Below are 22,109 nucleotides of genomic sequence, written 5' to 3'. Positions count from 1 at the left end.
CGGCCAGGCGCTACTCCCGCGCCAGCCCGAACCGGGCCCGCAGCCCCGTGCGTTCGTCCGCCGCCACCGAGGCGGCGCCGTCCGTCACCGTCTCGTACACCGCGAGGATGTCCGCCCCGACCGTCGACCAGTCGAAGCGCCGCACATGGGCGCTCCCCCGCTCGCGCAGCCCGGCGCGCCGCTCCGGGTCGCCCAGCAGCCGGATCGCCGCCCCGGCCAGCGCGTCCGCGTTCTCGTTGGCGAACAGCTCGCCCGCCGAGCCCTGGTCCAGGACCTGCGCGAAGGCGTCCAGATCGCTGGCGAGGACCGGCGCGCCCGCCGACATGGCCTCGACCAGGATGATCCCGAAGCTCTCGCCCCCGGTGTTGGGGGCCACGTACAGGTCGACGCTGCGCAGCAGCCGCGCCTTGTCCTCGTCGCTCACCATGCCGAGGAACTCCACGCGCGAGCGCATCTCCTTCGGCAGCGAGGCGACGGCCTCCTCCTCGTCGCCCCGGCCGGCCACCAGGAGCCGGGTCTCCGGACGGGCGGCGAGGATCGCGGGCAGCGCGCGCATCAGCACGGGCAGGCCCTTGCGGGGCTCGTCGATGCGGCCGATGAAGCCGATCGTGCCGCCCTGCCACTCGGGCCGGGGCTCGGCCCGCGCGAAGAAGTCGACGTCCACCCCGTTCGGGATGACCACGGCATCGCCGCCCAGGTGCTCGACCAGGGTCCGGCGGGCGTACTCGCTGACCGCGATCCGCGCGCTGATCTTCTCCAGCGCCGCCTGCAGGATCGCGTAGGCGGCGATCATCGCCCGGGAGCGCGGGTTGGACGTGTGGAACGTGGCGACGATCGGCCCCTGCGCCGCCCAGCAGGTCAGCAGCCCCAGCGACGGCGAGGTCGGCTCGTGGATGTGGATCACGTCGAACGTGCCCTCGTGCAGCCAGCGCCGCACCCGGGCCGCCGACAGGAACCCGAAGTTCAGCCGCGCCACCGAGCCGTTGTACGGGACCGGCACGGCCCGGCCCGCGGAGACCACGTACGGCGGCAGCGGCGTCTCGTCGTCGGCCGGGGCGAGCACGGACACCTCGTGGCCGAGCCGGATCAGATGCTCGGCCAGGTCGCGGATGTGGAACTGCACACCGCCCGGAACGTCCCAGGAGTACGGGCAGACGATGCCGATCTTCACGTCGGGTCTCCGCTCCGGTCCGTGCGCGGTTCGAGGTCGGCGAGCCAGAGCCGTTGCAGCATGTGCCAGTCCTCCGGATGCTCGGCGATGCCCACGGCGAACGCGTCGGCCAGGGCCTGTGTCATCACTGACGTCTTCGCGGCCCGGTCACCTGACTCCGGCACCTCGACCGGCGGGTGGATGCGTGCCTTCATCACCGGCGTGTCGTCATAACCGAGCGTCACCGGCAGCAGCAGTGCGCCGGTCTGCTGGGCCAGCAGCGCCGGACCGGCGGGCATCCGGGCCGTGTCGCCGAAGAACGTCACCTCGATGCCCGACGAGGACAGATCGCGGTCGGCGACCAGGCAGACCAGGCCGCCCGACCGCAGCCGCCGGGCAAGCGTCCCGAACGCGGCACCGCCGGTGTGCGGCAGCACCTCCATGCCCAGGCCCTCGCGGTAGGCGACGAACCGGTCGTACAGCGATTCCGGCTTCAGCCGCTCGGCGACCGTGGTGAACGGCACCTTCAGGTCCGTGGTCACCCACGCTCCGGCCAGATCCCAGTTCCCCAGGTGCGGCAGGGCGAGGATGACCCCGCGCCCGGAGTCCAGCCCCTCCGTCAGCCGGTGCGCGTCCGTGACGTCGATCGACGCCTTGATCCGCTCCGGGCTCCAGGTGGGCAGCCGGAACGACTCCATCCAGTAGCGCATGTACGAGCGCATGCCTGCCTGCGACAGGGCGGCCAGCCGGGCCGGGCCGGCGTCCGGCACGACCCGCTTGAGGTTGGCCTCCAGCCGGAGCACGCTCTTCCCGCGCCGCCTCCACACCTGGTCGGCGAGGGTACGGAAGAGGGCCCGGGCGGCCGGTTCGGGCAGCGTCTTGACCGCCGCCCAGCCCAGCCCGTACAGCGCGTCGCTCAGCCGCTCCCTGGCGCCGGGCCGCGCCTCGGCGCCGCTCACTGCCCGCCCGAGTCCGCCGCGTCCGCCTCCGCCGCCTCACGGCGCACGGTGACGACCCGCTGGACCAGCGTCACGAGGCTGCCGACGGCGACGATCCACAGCGCGATCGGCAGCAGCACCTGGATGCCCGGCACCCCGAACTTGTGCAGACCCGCGAAACCGGCCGCCACCAGCGAGATCACCAGGCGCTCGGCACGCTCCACGAGCCCGTTGACCGCCACCGGCAGCCCGATCGCCTCTCCGCGCGCCTTCGTGTACGAGACCACCTGACCGCTCGCCAGGCAGAAGATCGCGACCGCGCACAGGGTGTTGTCGTCGCCGCTGCCCGCGTACCAGAGGGCGAAGCCACCGAAGATCGCCCCGTCGGCGACCCGGTCGAGGGTGGAGTCCAGGAACGCGCCCCACCGGCTGGAGATGCCGGCCTGGCGCGCCATGTTCCCGTCGACGAGGTCGGAGAACACGAAGATCGTGATGACGATCGTGCCCCAGAAGAACTCCCCCATCGGGAAGAAGACCAGCGCACCGGCCATCACCCCGGCCGTACCGATCAGGGTGACCGCGTCCGGGCTCACGCCGAGGCGGAGGAGCAGTGCGGCGAACGGCGTGAGGACACGCGTGAAAAAGGCACGCGCGTACTTGTTCAGCATGGCCTTCCCGAGGGGTAGCTGGGCCGCGTGACCCCGTCGGCCACCGGCTGGAGGGTGCTGAAGGCCCTGGCCGGATCAGGGAGCGGTGGCCGGTGCGTGCGGCTGCAGGGCGCCGGAGCGTCTCCATGGCGAGCCATGAAGGCGTTTCGGCAACGCCGCAGACGTGCGTCCGGGCGCCGCGAGCCCGGCCAGGGCCTTCAGCACCCTCCGGGCCCATCGTAGTCACGCGCTGCGCCGTCCACCGTCCGGGCACCCCGCACGCCCGTATGGACGCCTCCCGCGGGCAGTGCCAAGCTCGGAATACCGCGGGCGTCGTCGCAGCCGCCGCGCCGGCCCCGAGCGCCTGCCCGTACGCCACCGCCGGGAGGCATGATCATGGGCGACAAGGCACACGCACGCACCGGAGCCGCCGGAGGGACACCGGCGGCCGGCCACCACCCCGGCGCCCTGCGCAACGTGGCGCTGGTCGGCCACAGCGGCTCCGGCAAGACCACGCTGGTCGAGGCCCTCGCGCAGACCGCGGGCGCCCTCGGCCGCGCGGGACGCGTCGAGGACGGCACGACCGTCTCCGACCACGAGGAGATCGAGCACCGCCAGAACCGGTCCGTCCAGCTCTCCCTCGTCCCCGTGGACTGGGACGGGCACCGCGTCAACCTGCTGGACACCCCCGGGTACGCCGACTTCGTCGGGGAGGTCAGGGCCGGGCTGCGGGCGGCGGACGCGGCCCTCTTCGTCATCTCGGCCGCGCAGGAGCCCGAGGCCGTCGCCGCGACCACCCGGGCGCTGTGGGAGGAGTGCGCCGCCGTCGCCATGCCCCGGGCCATCGTGGTCACCCACCTCGACACCGCCCGCACCCCGTTCGACGCGATGACCCGGATCTGCGGGGAGCTCTTCGGCGACGACGACCCCGACGCCGTCCTCCCCCTCTACCTGCCCGTGCTCGGCCCGGAGGCCGCCGACGGGCACGCCCCGCTCACCGGCCTCACCGGCCTGCTCGCCCAGCGCGTCTTCGACTACTCCGGCGGGGAGCGCGCCGCACACCCCCCGTCCGGCGACGAGCAGGCACCCCTGGCCGAGGCCCGCGCCCGCCTCATCGAGGGGATCATCGCGGAGAGCGAGGACGAAACCCTGATGGACCGCTACCTCGGCGGTGAGGCCATCGACACCGGCACCCTGGTCACCGACCTCGAACGCGCCGTCGCCCGCGGCTCCTTCCACCCCGTCCTCGCCGCCGCACCCGCCGCCGACGGCGCCCGCCAGGGCATCGGCACCGTCGAACTCCTCGACCTGATCACCGGCGGCTTCCCGGACCCGCGCGAGCACCCGCTGCCCGCCGTCACCGCCCCGGACGGCTCCCCGCTCCCCGCCCTCGACGGCGACCCCGAGGGCCCCCTGGTCGCCGAGGTCGTCAAGACGTCCTCCGACCCCTACGTCGGCCGGCTCTCCCTCGTCCGCGTCTTCAACGGCACCCTGCGCCCCGACGACACCGTGCACGTCCACGGCCACGGCCTCGACTCCCCCGCACACGAGGACCGCCCCGGCCACGAGGCGCGCACCCGGGTCGGCGCCCTCACCTCCCCCTTCGGGAAGCAGCAGCGGCCCCTCGACGCGTGCGTCGCCGGCGACCTGGCCTGCGTCGCCCGGCTGGACACCGCCGAGACCGGCGACACCCTCTCCGGCACCGGCCACCCCCTCCTCCTCGCCCCCTGGACCACCCCCGACCCCCTCCTCCCGCTCGCGGTCCGGGCCCACAGCAAGACCGACGAGGACAAGCTCTCCCACAGCCTGTCCCGCCTCGTCGCCGAGGACCCGGCCCTGCGCCTCGAACAGAACCCGGACACCGGCCAGCTCGTCCTGTGGGGCCTGGGCGAAGCCCACCTGGACGTCGCCCTGGACCGGCTGCGCGACCACTACGGCGTCCAGGTCGACACCGTCCCGCACCGCGTCGCCCTCCGCGAGACCTTCGCCGGACCGGCCACCGGGCGCGGCCGCCACGTCAAGCAGTCCGGCGGCCACGGCCAGTACGCGGTCTGCGAGATCGACGTCGAACCGCTGCCCGCCGGCTCGGGCGTCGCCTTCGAGGACCGGGTGGTCGGCGGCGCCGTACCCCGGGCGTTCATCGCCTCCGTCGAGAAGGGCGTCCGTGCCCAGGCCGCCCGGGGCGTCGCCGCCGGACATCCCCTGGTCGACATCAGGGTCGTCCTGCGCGACGGCAAGGCCCACTCCGTGGACTCCTCCGACTCCGCCTTCCAGACCGCCGGCGCCCTGGCTCTGCGCGAGGCCGCCGCCGAGGCGCACGTGCAGTTCCTGGAACCCGTCGCCGAGGTCGCCGTCCTGGTGCCCGACGACTACGTCGGCCCGGTCATGAGCGACCTCTCGGGCCGCCGGGGCCGGGTCACCGGCACCGAACAGTCCGGCTCCGGACGCACCCTCGTCCGCGCCGACGTGCCCGAACTGGAGATCGGCCGGTACGCGGTGGACCTGCGGGCCCTGACCCACGGCACCGGCCGCTTCCAACGCTCGTACGCCCGCCACGAACCCATGCCCCCGCAGCTCGCCGACCGCGTGCACGCCGGCCGGGGGTGACACGAAACGGGCCGCTCCGCCGAACGTTGTCCACAGGGCCGGACGGCGGACGTATCCGGACGATACGCTGAGACCCCAGCTCAGAAAGTGTGCCGGGCACGGCAGTTGGGAAACAGCCGCAGGAGCGGTTCCTCGGTGGCGAGTGGGGGCGACAGTGGCCAGCAACGGATTCGATTTCTCACCCGGAGCGCAGATTCCGCTCCAGGGGTCGGCAGGCGCGGCGGTGGCGACCAACGCCCTCGCCTCCGCCGCGTACCGCGACAGCCCGGTGGAGGAGATCCTCAAAGCGAACAGCGAGTGGCACAAGTCCGAGGTGAAAGCGGGTCGTTCCGGCTTCCTCAAGTCCGACTACTTCAAGCCCAACCTCGGCGAGGCGTTCGCCCGCGCCGTACAGGAGCGCATGCTCGGCGGCGCCCGCAAGGACCTCATCCAGTCCTTCGGCACCGACCCGCAGACCGTGGTCGAGCACTGCCTCTCCGCGAACAGCCTCCGTAAGCAACGGGACACCCGGCTCACGGCTGTCACCGTGCTGTTCGGCTTCCTGTTCCTGCCGGGCATGCTGCTGTGGGTCATCGCCTTCCGGCTCCGCGACGGCTTCGCCAAGACCAAGGACAGGCTCCTCACCACCCTCGGCAACAGCCTGCTGCCCCTCGTCGGCATCGGCGTCGTCTTCCTGATGATCCGGCTGCCCCTGGCCGGACTCCTCGCCCTCTACCTGCGCGCGATGCTCGTCGCCCCGGTCATCGGCTGGTACATCGCCAAACGGATCGCCGAAAGGTCCGCCCGGGACATGCGCGCCCGCTGGGAGGGCCTGCTCTCCGGCGGCGGCGTCGCCGCCAAGATCCCCGAGTCCGTCCCGAAGAACCCCAGCGAGACCGCCCGCGAGGCCCTGCGCCAGGGCCTGGAGAAGCTCTCCGCCGAGCAGCAGTCCAACTCCGTCTTCTACGCGGGCCCCAAGGGCATCCTCGGCATGGGCACCCGCTGGGGCAGCTGGCAGCTCGCCGAAGACCTCGTCCCCAAGGAACCGGGCAAGGAGATCCACCAGTTCCGCAGCTGGGACGTCATCCGCGTCATCCACGACCAGCTCAAGCTGCTGGAACGCGGCCCGCTGAACACCGGCGGATTCCCCACCCCCTCCGTCAACCACTGGATCGTCACCCCCATCGGGGAGAACGCGGACAGCGTCACCCGCCCCCAGGGCGAGGACGTCGCCACCTACCAGATCAAGCCCCACGAGATACAGCGGATCTGCAACCACCAGCAGTTCGGCGGCGGCAACCGCCACTACCTGGGCGTTCAGTTCACCCTCTGGGACGGCCAGCTCGTCATCACCATGATGATCACCGTCACCGTCCTCTACGAGACCCTGCGCATCGAGGTCACCGGACACGCCCTCGGCCCCGTCCACTCCCTCTTCACCAGCAAGCCCGCCGCGAAGACCCGGACCGTCAACAAGACCGTCCGGTTCTGGGAGACCCGCGACATCACCCTCGCCCTGGTCGACGCCCACGAGGTCACCCGCCTCGCCCTGCGCGCCCCCTTCACCTGGTATCCGCCGCTCCTGGACTACCTCGGCGGCAAGATCGCCCTGCCCGAGCCCTTCGGCCTCCGCCACGCCTGGGCCGAGAAGCCCTGGCGCCACCGCTTCATGGCCGACGACGCCATGCGCGCCGCCACCCCCGTCCTGCGCGTCGTGCACAACGCCGCCATCAAGGTCCTGGAGGAGCACGGCGTGGACACCGAGCGCTTCGCGGGCCGCTCGTCGGTCCTCAGCGGCCTCGTCCAGGCCCCGACGCCCGGCAAGGCCGACCTCTACGACGCGTAACCACCCGCGTACGCGAACGGGGCGCCCCGGAGGAAACCGGAGCGCCCCGCACGGCGAGCAGGAGAACCAGGGAGATCAAGCGGCCGGCCAGGCGTCCGCCAGCATCTTCCGCGTGTCCGCCAGCAGCTGCGGCAGCACCCGGGTGTGCCCCACCACCGGCATGAAGTTGGCGTCACCACCCCACCGGGGCACCAGATGCTGATGCAGATGCGCGGCGATGCCCGCCCCCGCCACCGCGCCCTGGTTCATCCCGATGTTGAAACCGTGCGCACCCGAGGCCGCCCGCAGCGCGGTCATCGCCCGCTTCGTGAAATCGGCCAGCTCCGCCGTCTCCGGACCGTCCAGCTCCGTGTAGTCCGCGACATGCCGGTACGGCACCACCATCAGGTGCCCCCCGTTGTACGGGTACAGATTCAGCACGGCGTACACCTTCGCACCGCGCGCGACGACGAGCCCGTCCTCGTCCGACTTCTCCGGAATTCCGCAGAACGGACAGCCGTCCCCCGCCTCCGGGCCGGTCGGCTTGTTCTCGCCCTGGATGTACGCCATCCGGTGGGGCGTCCACAGGCGCTGGAACGCGTCGGGCGTCCCCACTCCGATCTGCTGTTCCGGCTCACTCGTCATGCCGGCCAGCATATTGCTTCACCTGTGCGGAGCGTGTCGCCGGGGCCGATCCCCTCCACGCACCGCGATGCTGGGCCGATGAGCGCGCGCACCCCGCCCCCTCCCGCCCTCACCCACTGGGAGCGGCGCACCGAGGTCCCGCTCCTCGCGGCCTCCCTGGTCTTCCTCGCCGGCTACGCGTTCCGCGTCCTGGCCCCGCGCGACGCCCAGCCCTGGCACGACATCTCCCTCGCTCTCGTCGGCGCGACCTGGCTGCTGTTCGTCCTCGACTACGCGGCACGCCTGCGCCTCAGCGGCCTCGGCCTCCGCTTCGTCCGCGTCCGCTGGCTCGACACCCTCGTCCTGGCCCTGCCGCTGCTGCGCCCGCTGCGCATGGTGCAGGTCTACACGGCGGTCCAGGAGAAGCGGGACCGCCCGCGCCTCGGCCTGTACGCGCGAGTGATCTCGTACGCCGGGATGACGGCCGTCCTCCTGGGCTTCTCGGCGGCCCTCAGCGTGTACCACTGGGAGCACCGGGCCCCGGGCGCCTCGATCCGCACATTCGGGGACGCGGTCTGGTGGGCGTGCGAGACGCTGACGACGGTGGGGTACGGGGATGCCGTACCGGTGACGACGATGGGCCGGGTCATCGCGGCGGGCCTGATGGCGTGCGGCCTGGCGCTGCTGGGGGCGGTGACGGGCGCGTTCTCGTCGTGGCTGATCCAGGTGTTCCGCAGGGAGGACGAGAAGGAGCCCCCGGCGAGCGGGTAGCTCACCGGGGGCCCGTCCCCGCTTGCGCGGGGAGCACCTCACACCTGCACGCGACGCTCCACCACGTCAACGAGCTTGGCGATCGCTTCGTCACGGGCGATGCCGTTCTCCTGCGAACCGTCGCGGTACCGGAACGACACCGTGCCCGCGTTCATGTCGTCGTCGCCGACGATGATCATGAAGGGCACCTTGGCCTTCTGGTGGTTGCGAATTTTCTTCTGCATCCGGTCCGACGACGCGTCCACGTCGACGCGCAGGCCCTTCTTCCGGGCCTCCGCCGCGAACTCCTGGAGGTACGGGATGTGCGTGTCGCCGATCGGGATGCCGACCGCCTGGACCGGGGCCAGCCAGACCGGGAACGCACCCGCGTAGTGCTCCAGGAGCACCGCGAAGAAGCGCTCGATGGAGCCGAACAGCGCGCGGTGGATCATGACCGGGCGCTGCTTGGAGCCGTCCGGACCGGTGTACTCCAGGTCGAACCGCTCCGGCAGGTTGAAGTCGAGCTGGATGGTCGACATCTGCCAGGTCCGGCCGATGGCGTCCTTGCACTGCACGGAGATCTTCGGGCCGTAGAACGCGGCCCCGCCCGGGTCCGGGACCAGGGGCAGGCCCTGCTTCTCGGCGACCTGGCGCAGGGTCTCGGTGGCCTCTTCCCAGGCGTCGTCCGACCCGACGAACTTCTCCGGGTCCTTGGTGGACAGCTCCAGGTAGAAGTCGGTGAGCCCGTAGTCGCGGAGCAGGTTGAGGACGAAGGTGAGCGTCCGGTCCAGCTCCTCGGCCATCTGCTCACGGGTGCAGTAGATGTGCGCGTCGTCCTGCGTGAAACCGCGCGAGCGGGTGAGGCCGTGCACGACGCCCGACTTCTCGTACCGGTACACCGTGCCGAACTCGAAGAGGCGCAGGGGCAGTTCACGGTACGAACGGCCGCGCGCGTCGAAGATCAGGTTGTGCATCGGGCAGTTCATCGGCTTGAGGTAGTAGTCCACCCCGTCGTCGAGCTGCATGGGCGGGTACATGCCGTCGGCGTACCAGTCCAGGTGGCCGGACTTCTCGAAGAGCTTGCCCTTGGTCGCGTGCGGCGAGTAGACGAACTCGTAGCCCTCCTCCTCGTGCCGGTGGCGCGAGTAGTCCTCCATGGCCCGGCGGATGACGCCGCCCTTGGGGTGGAAGACGGCGAGGCCGGGGCCGATCTCGTCCGGGAAGGAGAAGAGGTCCAGTTCGGCCCCCAGGCGGCGGTGGTCGCGCTTGGCGGCCTCCTCCAGGAACTCCAGATGCGCCTTGAGCTCGTCCTTGGTCGGCCAGGCGGTGCCGTAGATGCGCTGGAGCATCGGGTTCTTCTCGCTGCCCCGCCAGTACGCGGCCGCGTTCCGCATGAGCTTGAAGGCCGGGATGAAGCGGGTCGTCGGCAGGTGCGGGCCCCGGCAGAGGTCCTTCCAGCACAGCTCGCCGGTCTTCGGGTCGAGGTTGTCGTAGATGGTCAGCTCGCCGCCGCCCACCTCGACGTCCGCGCCGTCGTCCGAGGACGCGGAGCCCTTGATGCCGATGAGCTCCAGCTTGTACGGCTCGTCGGCCAGCTCCTCGCGGGCGGCCTCGTCCGTCACGACCCGGCGGGAGAACTTCTGGCCCCGCTTCTGGATCTCCTGCATCTTCTTCTCGATGGCCTTGAGGTCCTCGGGCGTGAACGGCTTCTCGACGTCGAAGTCGTAGTAGAAGCCGTCCTTGACCGGCGGGCCGATGCCGAGCTTGGCCTCGGGGTGCAGCTCCTGCACGGCCTGGGCCATGACGTGCGCGGTGGAGTGGCGCAGGATGTTGAGGCCGTCCTCGGAGGAGATCTCCACGGGCTCGACGGTCTCGCCGTCCTGGAGTTCGTACGCGAGGTCCTTCAGCTCACCGCCCACGCGGGCCGCGACGACGGTGCGCTCGCCGGGGAAGAGCTCGGCAGCCGTAGTGCCCGTCGTCACCACGCGCTCTTCCCGCTCGGAATCGCGTTGGATGGTCACACGGACGTCTGACACCGGTCTCTCCTGACTCAGGGGGCGCACCGCACTCCTCTGGCGCGTGCAGAAGGAATCGTACCGAGCCGAGGCCCCCCATTGCGAAAGGCCCTACTCCCCCGCGCACGCCTCCTCGAAGAAGTCCACGTTCTCCTGGAGCGACTTCATCAGCCGGTCCCGTTCCCCGTCGTCCACCTGTACGGGGACGACCTGCGAGGCCCCGGTCAGCCGCCGGAAGCCGCCCCGGCTCTCCAGTTGGCCCTCCACCCGGACCGGCAGCCCGACCAGATGGGCCTGGCCCGCGATCCGGTACGCCTCTTCGTCCAGCTCGATCCGGACGTGCGGCACCTCGGCCCCGGCCAGCACCCGTAGCCGTACGATCCCCGCCCCGCGCGGCCCGGACCGCCGCAGCCGGACTACGGCCCCGGTGATCCGTACGGCGACGGCGGGCTCGTCGCGGAGGTAGCGGGCCCCGGCCCGGCGCAGCGCGGGCAGGTCGCCCGGGGAGAACTCGACGGGTTCGGGGCGGGCGGGGCAGCCGTCGGGCGTTCCGGCGGCGGGCGCCCAGTCCAGAGCGATGGCGGCGCCCTCCGAGCCTCGGACGAGGGCGACGACCGCCTCGGTGAGTTCCCTGCTGACGCCTGCCGCGACGGCGTTGTCGAAGGCTTCCATGCGGCCGGTGGCCCGTTGGTAGTCCACCGCCTCGCGGGTGGCGTGCAGGGCGTGGTGGAGCCGGACGGCGACGGGGCGGCCGGGGTCGACCGGGACGAAGGCGGTGAGGGAACGGCCGCCGGGTCCGGGACCGGTGAGTACGGGGCCGAGGGCGGCCAGGGCGCGGGCGCGGCGGCGGGCGCCGTGGTAGCCGGCCGTGCCCCGGACCGCGAGCGCGCCCGCCAGCAGGATCTGGCGGGCGGCGCCGTGCAGTTGCTCCGCGCCGAGCCAGTCGGCGGCCCCGGCGGCGGGTTCGGGGACCTCGCGGTGCCAGCGGATCTCGTCACTGGGGACGGCGAGGGCGACCAGGATCTCGCGGGCGGAGGGGACCGCGCTGCGGGCGAGCGCGGTCAGGGCCTCGCCGAGCAGGTCCTCGCTGTCGGGGAAGGTCCCGGTGCGGGGAACGAGCAGGCTGGTCGTGCCGCCCGGCGGGGTCCAGCGGCTGTAGGGGCCGGTGCCCGGCCCGCGCCGCTGCCAGCCGTGCCGGGCGAGCAGGGCGCCGAGGACGGCGGGGTCGACACGGGCAGGGTCGGGCAGGCCCCAGGAGGATGGGGCGGCCTCGCCGTGGACGCGTACGGACTCGTGCATCAGGGTCTCCCTCCCGCCCCGACGCGGGTCATGATCTCGCAGAGCGCCCGGTCGTCGAAGACGCGCGAGGTCAGGAGCCGCACGGTGGTCCGGTGGCGGCCGGTCACGGGGTGGCCGGCCAGGTTGGTCCAGTAACAGCAGTGCCGCAGGTCGAGGCTGTCGGGGCCGGCCCGCAGCCAGTCGTCCTGGCTGCGCGGCACGAGCATCACGACCAGGATCTTGTGCACCGACACGGGCGTCCTGGCGAGCTTCACCAGGTGGGCGTTGTCCAGCGTGAAGGCGAAGGTCCGGCCGGGCGGCCGGGGCGGTATCTGGTAGGTGCACTTCAGCTGGACCTTGATGGTCACCTCGTCGTCCACGAGGTGGCCGGGGGAACCGTGGCTGACGTGCCAGTCGATGCCGTTGTCGGGGAAGGGCTGCGACAGCGAGCAGCCCGCCGCCGCGGCGACGGCGTGGAGGTAGCCCACCTGGAGGGTCTCCATGCAGGCGGTGGTGGCGAGTCCGCCGCGCAGCGGTGCGGTCCGCTGGGGCAGCAGCCCGCTCGGTTCGGGCTGCGCGAGCGCCATGGCTCCGTAAGCCTTCCGGGCCGTACCGATGGGGATGAGAGGTGCCGGGCGGTCAACTTCCGCTGCCGGTACTTGTGTTGTCACCGCAGGGGGCCGCGCGCAAACGGCGTATCAGGCAAAGGGCGCGGGTATCACCGAACCGGGCAGAGGAATCCCGCCATCTGCCGTGCGTGCGCGAGGAGTTCGGGGATGACTCATTGGTACGAAGGGCCACTGGCCGCTTTCGACACGGAGACGACGGGGGTGGACGTCGAGGAGGACCGGATCGTCTCGGCCGCCCTGGTGGTCCAGGACCGGGCGGACGGCCCGGTGCGCGTCACCCGCTGGCTGGTGAATCCGGGGGTGCCGGTCCCCCCGGGGGCGACGGAGATCCACGGGCTGACCGACGACCACCTCCAGCGCAACGGCCGCTGGCCGGCGCCGGCGGTGGAGGAGATGGCGCGGGCGCTGGCCGAGCAGTGCGCGGCGGGGCGGCCGCTCGTCGTGATGAACGCGCCGTTCGATCTGACGCTGCTGGACCGGGAGTTGAAGCGGCACCGGGCGTCGTCGCTGGGGGCCTACCTGGAGCGGTCGTCGCTGTGCGTGCTGGACCCCCGGGTGCTGGACAAGCATCTGGACCGCTACCGCAAGGGCCGGCGCACGCTCACGGATCTCTGCGAGCTGTACGGCGTGCTCCTGGACGGGGCGCACGACGCGGCGGCGGACGCGGCGGCCTCGATGGAGCTGGTCCGGGCGGTGGGGCGCCGCTTCGCGGCCCGCCTTGAGCGGCTGACCCCGGCGGAGCTGCACACGCTCCAGGCGGTGTGGCACGCCGCCCAGGCGCGGGGGCTCCAGGCGTGGTTCGCGCGCAGCGGGACGCCGGAGACGGTGGACCCGGCCTGGCCGCTGCGTCCGGAGCTGCGCACGGCGGCGTGAGCGGTCGGGCGTCCGGACGCACGAAGACCGGTCCGTCGTGGTGCTGACGGACCGGCCTTCCCGGGGTGGGCGATACTGGGTTCGAACCAGTGACCTCTTCGGTGTGAACGAAGCGCTCTCCCACTGAGCTAATCGCCCGGGAACGGGTTGAACCATACAGGGCCGGACGGCCGTGGTTCAAACCGCTTCCAGCCGGGCCGCGAGCCCGCGCCGCCCTGCCCGCATCATCAGGGCGTGGTTGGCGCGGAACACCGGCCGGCAGGGCACCGCGAGAACCCGCATCAGCGTCCGGCGCACCTCGACCTCCTGCTCGTAGACGACGCGGGTGCCGGAGCCGTGGGCGGTGACCGTCCAGCGGACCCAGCCGACCAGGTCGCCGCGGAGCGCGGCTTCGAGAATGCCGTTCACCGGGTCGTGGCGCTGTTCGCGCACGGTCATGACGAGGTCGTACGGGAGGAGGGAGCGGACGCGCGTGGTGCCGGAGTCGCCGGACCGCGTGGCCTCGCGGACCTGCGGCCACCACTGCGGATAGTCCTCGACGCGTTCGAGCTCGGCGTACACGGCGCCGGGCGCTGCCCGCAGCTTCCACACGCTGACGAATCGGTAGTGGTTCCAGTCCATCTCCCCAGGATGCGCGTACTCAGGCGGGTATCTGAGTACGCGGACGCATGTTCGGCCACGTGGCGCGCAGCACACTCGCGTTCATGGAACATGTGCCGCCGCCCGCCGAGGAATTGGCGCTCCTCGATCGTGAACTGGCCCGGCTGGACGCCCGACGGGCCCAGCTGCTGACCCGCCGCGCCTGGCTGCTGCGGGCGCTGGAGGCCAACGGGCCCGCTCCCTGGGGACCGCCCCGGGGTCCGGTCGCGCCCTGGGGACCGGGCCCCGGAGGGTTCGGCCCGGCGCGTCCGGCTCCCGAGCGCAGCGCGCAGAACGTGCTGCTGGTCCTCGGCGGGCTGCTGCTCGCGGTCGCCGCCCTCGCGTTCACCCTGGTCAGCTGGGGCGACATGGGCATCGGCGGACGCAGCGCGGTGCTGACCGCGGTGACCGCCGGGGCGCTGGCCGTTCCGGCGACGCTGCTGCGCCGGGGGCTGGGGGCGACGGCGGAGGCGCTGGTGGCGGTGGCGTCGGTGCTGATGGTGCTGGACGCGTACGCGGTGTACGCGGTGGCGGTGCCGGACGCGGACGGTGCGGCGTACACGGGGACGGCGGCGGCGGTGCTCGCGCTGCTGTGGACGGCGTACGGGCTGCTCCTGGGCGGGCTGCGGCTGCCGCTGCCGCTGGCGGTCGTCTCCGCGCAGCTGCCGCTGGTGCTGTGGGTGTGGGCGGCGGGCGGCGGGCCGCTGTGGTTCTCGGGGGCGCTGCTGGTGACGGCCGCGCTGGACGGCGTGGTGGCGCTGAGGGCCGGACGGGCGCCGGTGCGGGTCGTGGCGTGCGTCGCCCTGTGCGCGACGGGCGGGGCCGGGCTGCTGGTGGCGCTGGTGGAGTCGCTGACGGCGGCCGGTCCCGCCGGTGCGACGGCACCGGGGGCGCTGCTGCTGGCCGGTGCGGCGCTCGCCCTGGCGGGGGCGCGCCGGGCTCCGGTCGCGTGTGCGACGGCGGGCGGCGTGGTGGCCGGTCTCGCGGCCGTGGCGGCGGTGGGCGGGGTGCCCGCCGCCGCGGTGCCGGAAGGCTGGCCGGTGGCGGCGTACCTGCTGTGCGCCGGGGCACTGCTGTTGGCCGTACGCGCTCCGCTGGGTGTCGCGGCGGCCCGGGGGCTCGCCTGGGCGTCGGCGGTCGTGGCGGCCGGTGCGGTGCTGGTGTCGCTGGTGCCGGTGACGGTGGTCGCGGCGGGCCCGGTGACGCGGCTGGGCGCGGTGTGGTCCGGTGCTCCGCGCGGCGGGGCCCGGGGCGCGGTGGGTGCGACGGACCTGCCGTGGGACGGGATGGTGTCCGCCCCGGTGGTGCTGCTGCTGGTCGCCGTGGCGCTCGGCGCGGCGTGCCGTTGGTGGGAGGGCCTGCTTCGGCGGGCCGGGCCGGCCCTGGTGCCCGGGTCCGCGTGGCGGGGTGCGGCGGGTGCGGCGGCGGTGGCGCTGGGCTGGGCGGGGCTGATGGTGCTTCCGGCCGCGCTGGACCTGTCCTTCGGAGCGGCCCTGGCGGGGCGGCTGGTCCTGGCCGTGGCGGCGTTCGGCCTGGCGGTGGCCGGGCTGCGGGCCGGGGCGCGGGGTGTGGCGGTGACGGCGGGTGTGGTCGGGGTGGCCGGTACGGCGGGCGCGGGGCTGCTGTCGCTGGCGGCCGAGACGACCACGTACACGGCGTTCGGGCTGCTGGTGGTGGTGTTCGTGGCGCTCTCGGCGGCCCTGGACCGGCAGGAGGGGGCCTCGCCGGTGGTGGTGTCGGCGGCGGCCTGCGCGGCGGTGGTGTGCGCCGTGGTGCCGGTGGCCGCGCTGGGGTCCTCGCTGGGCTTCGCGGTGTACGAGGCGGCCGTGCCGGTGCTGGCGGTGCCCGCGGTGACGGTGCTGGTGGGGGCGCGGCTGAAGGGCCACCCGGTGGCGGTGCCGGTCGAGGTGACCGGGGCGGGGGCGGGTGCGGTGGCGGTCGCCATGGCGGTGGGCGACGCGCGGTTCCTGGCGCTGGTGCTGGCGCTGTGCGGGGTGCTCGCGGCGGGAACGGCGCTGCGTCCCGAGCGGCGTCCGTTCGCGGGGTACCTGGCGACGATGCTGTTCGTGGCGGCGGCGTGGGTGCGGCTCGCGGTGGCGGGGGTGTCGGCGCCGGAGGCGTACACCCTGCCGGTGACCGTGCCGGCGCTCGTGGTCGGAGTGCTGCGCCGGCGCCGCGACCCGTCGGCCTCGTCGTGGGCGGCGTACGGGGCGGGCCTGGCGGTGACGCTGGTGCCGTCGCTGGGCGCGGCCTGGACGGACCCGGGCTGGACGCGTCCGCTGCTGCTGGGGGTGGCGGCCCTGGTGGTCACGCTGGCGGGGGCGCGACTGCGGCTCCAGGCGCTGCTGGTGCTGGGCGGCGCAGTGCTGGCGCTGGACGCGCTGCACGAGCTGGCGCCGTACGTGGTGCAGGTGGCGGGGGCGCTGCCGCGGTGGGTGGCGCCGGCGCTGGCCGGGGCGCTGCTGCTGGCCGTGGGGGCGACGTACGAGAAGCGGCTGCGGGACGCCCGGCGGCTGAAGGAGGCGCTGGGGCGGATGCGGTGAGGGCGGAAACGCCGACGGCCCGGAAGCTCTTGGAGCTTCCGGGCCGTCGGTCCGGGTGGGCGATACTGGGTTCGAACCAGTGACCTCTTCGGTGTGAACGAAGCGCTCTCCCACTGAGCTAATCGCCCGGGCGCACGGCAAACATTACCCCATGTCAGCGGCGCCCCATGACCAGGCCGGGGTCACTCGTGGATCTTCCACGGCATGACGATTCCGAACTTCCACACGTAGATCCCGACGAGCACGGCGATGATCACGAGTCCGGCCGCCGTGAGGATGATGTTGCGCCGGCGCACCTTGGGGTCGAGCGCCCGCTGGGCGGCCTCGGTGACCTTGCGCCGGGTCCAGCGCAGCACCAGCTGGGCCCAGACGAACTCGGTCGCCCAGATCGCCATGCCGCCGAAGATCACCAGCCAGCCGGGGCCCGGCAGCGGCAGCATGATGATGCCGGCCACCACGACGGCGAGGCCGACGACGAAGACGCCGACCTGCCAGCTGATGTGCAGTGCCCGGGACGCCTTGATGAAGCCGGGCGCTCTGGAGCCGAGCGCCGGATCCTCCTTGGTCACTCCCGGTATGACGTCCCCCGTCGCGTCGCGGGGCGCTTCCGCCGCCGCGGGAGCCGGTGTCCTCGCCGCGGCGGCACCGTCCCGCTCGTCACTCTCCGCATTCATGAACCCAACCTACCGGACCCGCTCGCGTTCACTGGAATGGCCGCATGACGCAAAGTTACACACCGCTGTACGAGCTACCCGAAGCATCTCAAAACGGTCAGAGGGGTTTACAACGCCACCGTAGGTGGCATGTCGATTTCGCCGACGTGCGAATCCCCGAGCGCACACTGAGCGAAAGGCCCTGGCGCTTATGAACACCACGGTCAGCTGCGAGCTGCACCTGCGCCTCGTTGTGTCGAGCGAGTCCTCACTGCCTGTACCCGCGGGCCTGCGGTATGACACGGCCGATCCATATGCCGTGCACGCCACCTTCCACACCGGAGCGGAGGAGACGGTCGAGTGGGTTTTCGCCCGCGACCTCCTTGCCGAGGGGCTGCACCGGCCCACCGGCACCGGAGACGTACGTGTCTGGCCATCCCGTAGTCACGGCCAGGGCGTCGTCTGCATCGCGCTGAGCTCCCCAGAGGGCGAAGCACTGCTCGAGGCCCCGGCACGGGCCCTGGAGTCGTTCCTGAAGCGGACCGACGCCGCGGTTCCACCGGGCACCGAACACCGTCACTTCGACCTCGATACGGAGCTCTCACACATCCTGGCCGAGAGCTGAGCCAGGCCGAGAGCTGCACGACGCCGTCCGACTCGGGGAGACGGCGTCGCGCGGACAACCTCATACGGCTGACACCGGCGCCGGTGCCACGGATCCACCGTGGTGACCGGCGCCGGTCCGCGTCGCGTCCGAGCCAGTAGAGTCGTCCGGCATCGGCGGGCGCCCGCACGCCGGAGGCCAGGGAGCGAAAGCGTGCTGATCCCCCACGACACCCGGATCGCCCTCGACCTAGTGGTCGATCTGGTGAACACCGCGCCGGAAAGCGAGCCGGAAGGGGGCGGGGCGCCGGCCGACGGGCTCGCAGACGTCGCGGCACTCCACGCGTTCGCCGTGAGCCACCACGTGAGCGGGATCGGCGTGCTCGACCAGCGGGACCTGAGGGCCGTGCACGACGTGCGCGCCCGGTTCGCCGAGGTCTTCGCCGCCGGGGACGCGCGCACCGCTGCCGGGCTGGTCAACGCCCTGGTGGCCGAGGCGGGCACCACACCGCAGCTCACCGCCCACGACGGCTACGACTGGCATGTGCACTACTTCTCGCCGGACGCCTCCATCGCCGACCACCTGGCGGCCGACTGCGGCATGGCCCTCGCCTTCATCATCGTGGCGGGCGAGACGGAACGGCTGCGGCGGTGCGAGGCGCCGGACTGCCGGCACGCCTTCGTGGACCTCTCACGCAACCGCTCCCGCCGCTACTGCTCCAGCCGCACCTGCGGTAACCGCCTGCACGTGGCCGCGTACCGGGCGCGCCGCCGGGAAGCGGCCGGCTGACCGCTCACAGCAGGAAGAGATCGTGCAACGCGGCCATCAGCAGCAGGCTGCCGACGACCGTGAGGAAGATCATCAGAGGGGGCTGGGAAAGCGCGAAGAGGCAGCCGCGCGGCTCTTCGCCAGGGGGTGCGGGGGCGTCGCCCCGAGAGGTGTCCACCATTTCGGGACGATCATGACGCAGTCCGGGGGGTCCTCCGTACCAACATGCCTCTTCATGACGGGAGTTCACCCGTCATGGGGGGCTCGTTAATCGCTCCGGCGTGCGATGGTCCAGCACATTTCCCAACCCCCGCTCCCCTGCGGGCCCGTCGGCTCAGCGCAGCTCGCGCAGCCTCCGCAGCTGGACCTGGCGCTGGACGCCGGTGCCGCCCTCGTGACCGTTCCAGGGGTAGATCTCGATCTCCTTGGGTCCGGCCCAGCGGTTGTAGGCGGCGAAGACCGTGGAGGGCGGGCAGATCGCGTCCATCAGGGCGACCGAGTAGAGCGCGGGGACGGTCGCACGGGCGGCGAAGCTCACGCCGTCGAAGTACGAGAGGGTGCGGAACACCTGGTCGCCCGCGCCGTGCTGGGTGGCGAGGAAGCGGACGATCTCCTGGTACGGGTCCTCGTCGGTGATCTCGACAGCCCGCCGGAAGTGGGTCAGGAACGGCACGTCCACGAACGCGGCCTTCACGTGCGGGCTGAGGGCCGCCACGGCCTGGGAGATGCCGCCGCCCTGGCTGGCGCCGTTCACGACGATGCGGGCGGGGTCGACGGCCGGGTGGCTGCGGGCGACCTCGACGGCGCGCACCGCATCCGTGAAGACCCGGCGGTAGTAGTACGTCTCCGGGTCGAGGATGCCGTTGGTCATGAAGCCGGGCGCCTGCGGGTTGGCCGCGCCGTACGGGTCGGGGGTGGCCCCCGCCGAGTGGTGGTTGACGGCGCCCTGGCCCCGGGTGTCCACGATCAGCGCGGCCCAGCCGGCCGAGGGCCACACCAGATGGTCGTGGGGCAGCCCGCGCCCGCCGCTGTAGCCGAGGTAGTGCACGACGGTCGGCAGCGGGCCCTCGGCCCCCGCGGGGACGTTCAGCCAGGCGCGTATCCGGTGCCCGCCCCAGCCGGCGAACGAGACGTCGTACGAGTCGACGGCGGTCAGTGCGCCGTCGTAGGGCGCGAACTCGGCGTCCAGCGGGTGGGCCGCGGCCTCGTCCAGGGTGAGCCGCCAGAAGGCGTCGAAGTCCTCCGGCTCCTCGGGGTCGGGCCGGTAGCCACGCAGCTGGTCCAGGGGCAGGTCGAACAGGGCCATCGCTTCTCCGTTTCGGGCACGCGGAGGGGGCGGCGTCCGCCGCTCAGGTCCACGCGTCCCGCCCCCGGTCTCATGGGCCCGAACGCATACGTTCACAGCCCAGCGGGACGTTATGCGGCCCCGCCGGGCAGGGTCAAGGAAATCCCGGGCGCCCCGGGTGAAACGATTCACCTGGTGAGACGACGCGGGCCCCGCCGCGGGATGCGGCGGGGCCCGCGGGCCGGAACGGCTCCCGGTGTCAGATGCCGTGCTTCTTCAGGATGGCCTCGATGTCGCTGAAGTCCTCGCCGGCTCCGGCCGACGACGACTGCTTGCCCTGCTTGCCCCGCGCACGCGTGGCTTCCGGTGAGGAGCCCGCGCCGAGCGAGGGGGCCGACGCGGCCGGTTCCACGGCCTCGCCGCGGGCTGCCCGGGCGGCCGCCCGGCGTTCCTTGCGGCTGCCTCCGCCCCGGCGTTCGACCGCGCGCGTGATCATGAACAGCAGCCAGGCCACCCCCAGCAGGCCGAAGCCCAGCCAGACGCTCGGCTTGAAGGCGATGTCCCACAGCCAGCTCACGGCACCCGTCAGCACCAGGCCGACCGGCACCAGCGAATAGGCGGCGATCCTCGTCGCGGTGAGGAACCGCTTGCGGTACGCGGTGACGGCCGCGATGCCCAGGCCCGCCGCGGACACCGCGGAGCAAATGGTCTCGGCAAGCATCGGTGCCTCCTGGCGCAGGGGGATACGTCCCTTCCATCCTGCACCGGCCACCGCGCGGGGGGCCATGCCCCGGGCCCGTATCAGGGAGATCTCAGGGCCGGGCTCCTCCCCAGGTGCCGGGCGGCCGCCCGGCCGCGCGCCCTGCGAGACTGGCCCCATGAGCGATTCCACCCCCGCCGCACCGGTCGTCCTCGACGTCTGGTGCGAGCTCCAGTGCCCCGACTGCCACCACGCCCTCACCGATGTGCACGCCCTGCGGGCCCGGTACGGCGACCGGCTGGAGATCCGGCTGCGGCACTTCCCCCTGGAGAAGCACAAGCACGCCTACGCCGCCGCGCAGGCCGCCGAGGAGGCCGTGGCCCAGGGCAGCGGCTGGCCGTACATCGAGGCGGTGCTCGCACGCACCGGTGAGCTCGGGGACCGGGGCGAGAAGCTGCTGGTCGAGGTCGCCGGGGAGCTCGGCCTGGACGCGGAGGAGTTCGACACCGCGCTCATCGACGGGCGGCACATGCTGATCGTGGACGCGGACCAGGCCGAGGGCAAGGCCATCGGAGTGACCGGCACGCCGACGTACGTGATCGCCGGGGAGCGCCTCGACGGGGGCAAGAGCCAGGACGGACTGCGCGAGCGGATCGAGGAGATCGCCGACCGGCTCCTGGCCGGGGAGCGCTGAACGACCGGGCGCCCCTACAGCGGTTTGATCAGGTTGTACTGGGTGGGCACGTAACCGAGCGATTCGTACAGCCGCAGGGCCGGAGTATTGGCCGTGACGACGTGCAGCCCGATCCGCGTCTCGCCCGCCGCCAGCGCGATCCGCTCGGCCTGGAGCATCAGGGCCCGCCCGTAACCGCGCCCCCGGTGCGCCTCCGCCACCTCCACGTCGAACACGTAGCCGATGCGCATGCCGGGGTGCATCTCGAACGGCGCCTCCCAGACGTGGCCGACCGTCTCGCCCCCGTGGCGCAGGTGGTCCAACCGCGCCCCCTCGGTGGCGAGGCCGTCCGGGAGGTGGCGGGCGTGGGAGGCGCGGGCCGCAGCCGGCGCCGCCTCGCGCGGGACGCCCCGGCTGACCAGGCTCTCCGTGTACGCGGCGATGGCGTCGCCCTCCCAGGCGGCGAACTCCTCGGGCGTCATCGGGTCCGCGGTGAGCCCGTCGGGAAGGGCCGGGGGCTCGTCGGGCAGCGTCTTGACCATATTGCGGCTGCGCTCCGTGTAGCCGAGCGCGGCGGCCAGTCGCTGCCCCGCGGTGTCCCCGGCGGCCACCTCCGTACACACCTGGGAGCAGCCCCAGCCGCGCAGGATCTCCTCGGAGGCCAGCGCGGCGATGGTGCCCCGGCCGCGCCTGCGGACGGCCTCGTCGATCCGCAGGGCCCTGATGAGGCCCGTCGCGCCGCCCGCGCCCGGCTCGACGGCGAGCGCGACGGAGCCGACGGGGCGCCCGTTGTCGCACACGTCGTACGCGCGCCGCTGTGCGCCGTCGGCGCCTGACTGGATCGGCCCGGCCGGCCGCAGTGTCGTCGTCATCAGGTGGTTTCTATCCCCTGCGTGGCGGTCCGTCACCCGCATTTGCGCGGACGGGCC

General features: G+C 72.9%; 21 protein-coding genes and 2 tRNA genes. 8 read left to right on the top strand and 15 right to left on the bottom strand.

Annotation, left to right across the window (positions count from 1 at the left end; translation table 11 throughout):
* Window positions 1-10: 10 nt before the first annotated feature.
* From ACZ6C6_RS23825 to pgsA, 3 genes are read right to left on the bottom strand one after another with little or no spacing between them, the layout of a single operon-like run.
* Window positions 11-1,171: a glycosyltransferase family 4 protein gene (locus tag ACZ6C6_RS23825; protein ID WP_469205275.1), complete on the bottom strand. Its 1,161-nt coding sequence runs from the start codon at window positions 1,169-1,171 to the stop codon at window positions 11-13.
* Entirely contained in the window at window positions 1,168-2,109 is a 942-nt protein-coding gene (locus ACZ6C6_RS23820; protein WP_469205274.1) for a phosphatidylinositol mannoside acyltransferase, read from the bottom strand. Before ACZ6C6_RS23820 ends, ACZ6C6_RS23825 begins: the two co-directional genes overlap by 4 nt.
* Window positions 2,106-2,756 carry a phosphatidylinositol phosphate synthase gene (pgsA, locus tag ACZ6C6_RS23815; protein ID WP_365684170.1) on the bottom strand — a complete coding sequence of 217 codons (651 nt, stop codon included), beginning with the start codon at window positions 2,754-2,756 and terminating at the stop codon, window positions 2,106-2,108. The genes ACZ6C6_RS23820 and pgsA overlap by 4 nt, the downstream gene beginning before the upstream one ends.
* A 375-nt stretch (window positions 2,757-3,131) precedes the next feature.
* Here pgsA and ACZ6C6_RS23810 point away from each other — a divergent pair, with 375 nt between their 5' ends.
* Both ACZ6C6_RS23810 and ACZ6C6_RS23805 read left to right on the top strand, forming a co-directional pair.
* Window positions 3,132-5,342, top strand: a complete 2,211-nt coding sequence (locus ACZ6C6_RS23810) for an elongation factor G-like protein EF-G2 (protein WP_469205273.1) — start codon at window positions 3,132-3,134, stop codon at window positions 5,340-5,342.
* A gap of 154 nt (window positions 5,343-5,496) precedes the next feature.
* Window positions 5,497-7,167: a hypothetical protein gene (locus ACZ6C6_RS23805; RefSeq protein ID WP_469205272.1), complete on the top strand. Its 1,671-nt coding sequence runs from the start codon at window positions 5,497-5,499 to the stop codon at window positions 7,165-7,167.
* A 75-nt stretch (window positions 7,168-7,242) separates the two neighbouring features.
* Here the strand turns inward: ACZ6C6_RS23805 and ACZ6C6_RS23800 are convergent, their stop codons facing one another.
* Complete coding sequence (locus ACZ6C6_RS23800; RefSeq protein WP_365684176.1) at window positions 7,243-7,803, bottom strand: HIT family protein; 561 nt, start codon at window positions 7,801-7,803, stop codon at window positions 7,243-7,245.
* 66 nt (window positions 7,804-7,869) lie between these two features.
* On the opposite strand from ACZ6C6_RS23800, the gene ACZ6C6_RS23795 reads away from it, so the two are divergent.
* Window positions 7,870-8,541, top strand: coding sequence for a potassium channel family protein (locus tag ACZ6C6_RS23795; RefSeq protein WP_469205271.1), 672 nt, complete (start codon window positions 7,870-7,872; stop codon window positions 8,539-8,541).
* 38 nt (window positions 8,542-8,579) lie between these two features.
* On the opposite strand, the gene thrS is transcribed toward ACZ6C6_RS23795, so the two are convergent.
* From thrS to ACZ6C6_RS23780, 3 genes are all read right to left on the bottom strand, one after another.
* Window positions 8,580-10,556, bottom strand: coding sequence for a threonine--tRNA ligase (thrS, locus tag ACZ6C6_RS23790; protein ID WP_469205270.1), 1,977 nt, complete (start codon window positions 10,554-10,556; stop codon window positions 8,580-8,582).
* A 90-nt stretch (window positions 10,557-10,646) separates the two neighbouring features.
* Complete coding sequence (locus ACZ6C6_RS23785) at window positions 10,647-11,834, bottom strand: hypothetical protein (RefSeq protein WP_469205269.1); 1,188 nt, start codon at window positions 11,832-11,834, stop codon at window positions 10,647-10,649.
* On the bottom strand, window positions 11,834-12,400 hold the full coding sequence (locus tag ACZ6C6_RS23780; RefSeq protein ID WP_469205268.1) for a DUF4365 domain-containing protein: 567 nt from the start codon (window positions 12,398-12,400) through the stop codon (window positions 11,834-11,836). Before ACZ6C6_RS23780 ends, ACZ6C6_RS23785 begins: the two co-directional genes overlap by 1 nt.
* Before the next feature lie 189 nt (window positions 12,401-12,589).
* Between ACZ6C6_RS23780 and ACZ6C6_RS23775 the strand changes: the two genes are divergently transcribed.
* Window positions 12,590-13,315, top strand: coding sequence for an exonuclease domain-containing protein (locus ACZ6C6_RS23775; protein ID WP_469205267.1), 726 nt, complete (start codon window positions 12,590-12,592; stop codon window positions 13,313-13,315).
* 66 nt (window positions 13,316-13,381) lie between these two features.
* Here ACZ6C6_RS23775 and ACZ6C6_RS23770 read toward each other — a convergent pair.
* Window positions 13,382-13,453, bottom strand: a tRNA-Val gene (locus tag ACZ6C6_RS23770).
* A gap of 39 nt (window positions 13,454-13,492) precedes the next feature.
* Window positions 13,493-13,936: an SRPBCC family protein gene (locus ACZ6C6_RS23765; RefSeq protein ID WP_469205266.1), complete on the bottom strand. Its 444-nt coding sequence runs from the start codon at window positions 13,934-13,936 to the stop codon at window positions 13,493-13,495.
* 83 nt (window positions 13,937-14,019) lie between these two features.
* On the opposite strand from ACZ6C6_RS23765, the gene ACZ6C6_RS23760 reads away from it, so the two are divergent.
* Window positions 14,020-16,497: an SCO7613 C-terminal domain-containing membrane protein gene (locus ACZ6C6_RS23760; protein WP_469205265.1), complete on the top strand. Its 2,478-nt coding sequence runs from the start codon at window positions 14,020-14,022 to the stop codon at window positions 16,495-16,497.
* 56 nt (window positions 16,498-16,553) lie between these two features.
* Here ACZ6C6_RS23760 and ACZ6C6_RS23755 read toward each other — a convergent pair.
* A tRNA-Val gene (locus ACZ6C6_RS23755) sits at window positions 16,554-16,625 on the bottom strand.
* Between the two features lie 54 nt (window positions 16,626-16,679).
* Complete coding sequence (locus tag ACZ6C6_RS23750) at window positions 16,680-17,171, bottom strand: TIGR02611 family protein (RefSeq protein ID WP_469205264.1); 492 nt, start codon at window positions 17,169-17,171, stop codon at window positions 16,680-16,682.
* Between the two features lie 190 nt (window positions 17,172-17,361).
* Here ACZ6C6_RS23750 and ACZ6C6_RS23745 point away from each other — a divergent pair, with 190 nt between their 5' ends.
* Window positions 17,362-17,775, top strand: a complete 414-nt coding sequence (locus ACZ6C6_RS23745; protein ID WP_003959770.1) for an SsgA family sporulation/cell division regulator — start codon at window positions 17,362-17,364, stop codon at window positions 17,773-17,775.
* Between the two features lie 192 nt (window positions 17,776-17,967).
* Complete coding sequence (locus ACZ6C6_RS23740; protein WP_469205263.1) at window positions 17,968-18,543, top strand: CGNR zinc finger domain-containing protein; 576 nt, start codon at window positions 17,968-17,970, stop codon at window positions 18,541-18,543.
* Window positions 18,544-18,547: 4 nt separating this feature from the next.
* Here ACZ6C6_RS23740 and ACZ6C6_RS23735 read toward each other — a convergent pair whose 3' ends face one another.
* The 3 genes from ACZ6C6_RS23735 to ACZ6C6_RS23725 all read right to left on the bottom strand — a co-directional run bounded on the left by ACZ6C6_RS23735 (window position 18,548) and on the right by ACZ6C6_RS23725 (window position 20,528).
* Window positions 18,548-18,703 carry a hypothetical protein gene (locus ACZ6C6_RS23735; protein WP_018103853.1) on the bottom strand — a complete coding sequence of 52 codons (156 nt, stop codon included), beginning with the start codon at window positions 18,701-18,703 and terminating at the stop codon, window positions 18,548-18,550.
* 153 nt (window positions 18,704-18,856) lie between these two features.
* Window positions 18,857-19,828 (bottom strand): acetylxylan esterase, encoded by a 972-nt coding sequence (locus tag ACZ6C6_RS23730; protein WP_469205262.1) that lies wholly within the window; start codon window positions 19,826-19,828, stop codon window positions 18,857-18,859.
* A 238-nt stretch (window positions 19,829-20,066) separates the two neighbouring features.
* Window positions 20,067-20,528 (bottom strand): hypothetical protein, encoded by a 462-nt coding sequence (locus tag ACZ6C6_RS23725; protein ID WP_469205261.1) that lies wholly within the window; start codon window positions 20,526-20,528, stop codon window positions 20,067-20,069.
* Between the two features lie 157 nt (window positions 20,529-20,685).
* Between ACZ6C6_RS23725 and ACZ6C6_RS23720 the strand changes: the two genes are divergently transcribed.
* The gene (locus ACZ6C6_RS23720) at window positions 20,686-21,201 is read left to right on the top strand and encodes a DsbA family protein (RefSeq protein WP_469205260.1); all 516 of its coding nucleotides are present in this window, start codon (window positions 20,686-20,688) and stop codon (window positions 21,199-21,201) included.
* Between the two features lie 14 nt (window positions 21,202-21,215).
* On the opposite strand, the gene ACZ6C6_RS23715 is transcribed toward ACZ6C6_RS23720, so the two are convergent.
* Window positions 21,216-22,052, bottom strand: a complete 837-nt coding sequence (locus ACZ6C6_RS23715) for a GNAT family N-acetyltransferase (RefSeq protein WP_469205259.1) — start codon at window positions 22,050-22,052, stop codon at window positions 21,216-21,218.
* Between the last annotated feature and the right edge of the window lie 57 nt (window positions 22,053-22,109).

It is taken from the genome of Streptomyces sp. NPDC041814 (genome assembly GCF_055590565.1).
The sequence above is the reverse complement of the archived record's forward strand: the minus strand, read 5'-3'. Positions and strand labels throughout refer to the sequence as shown.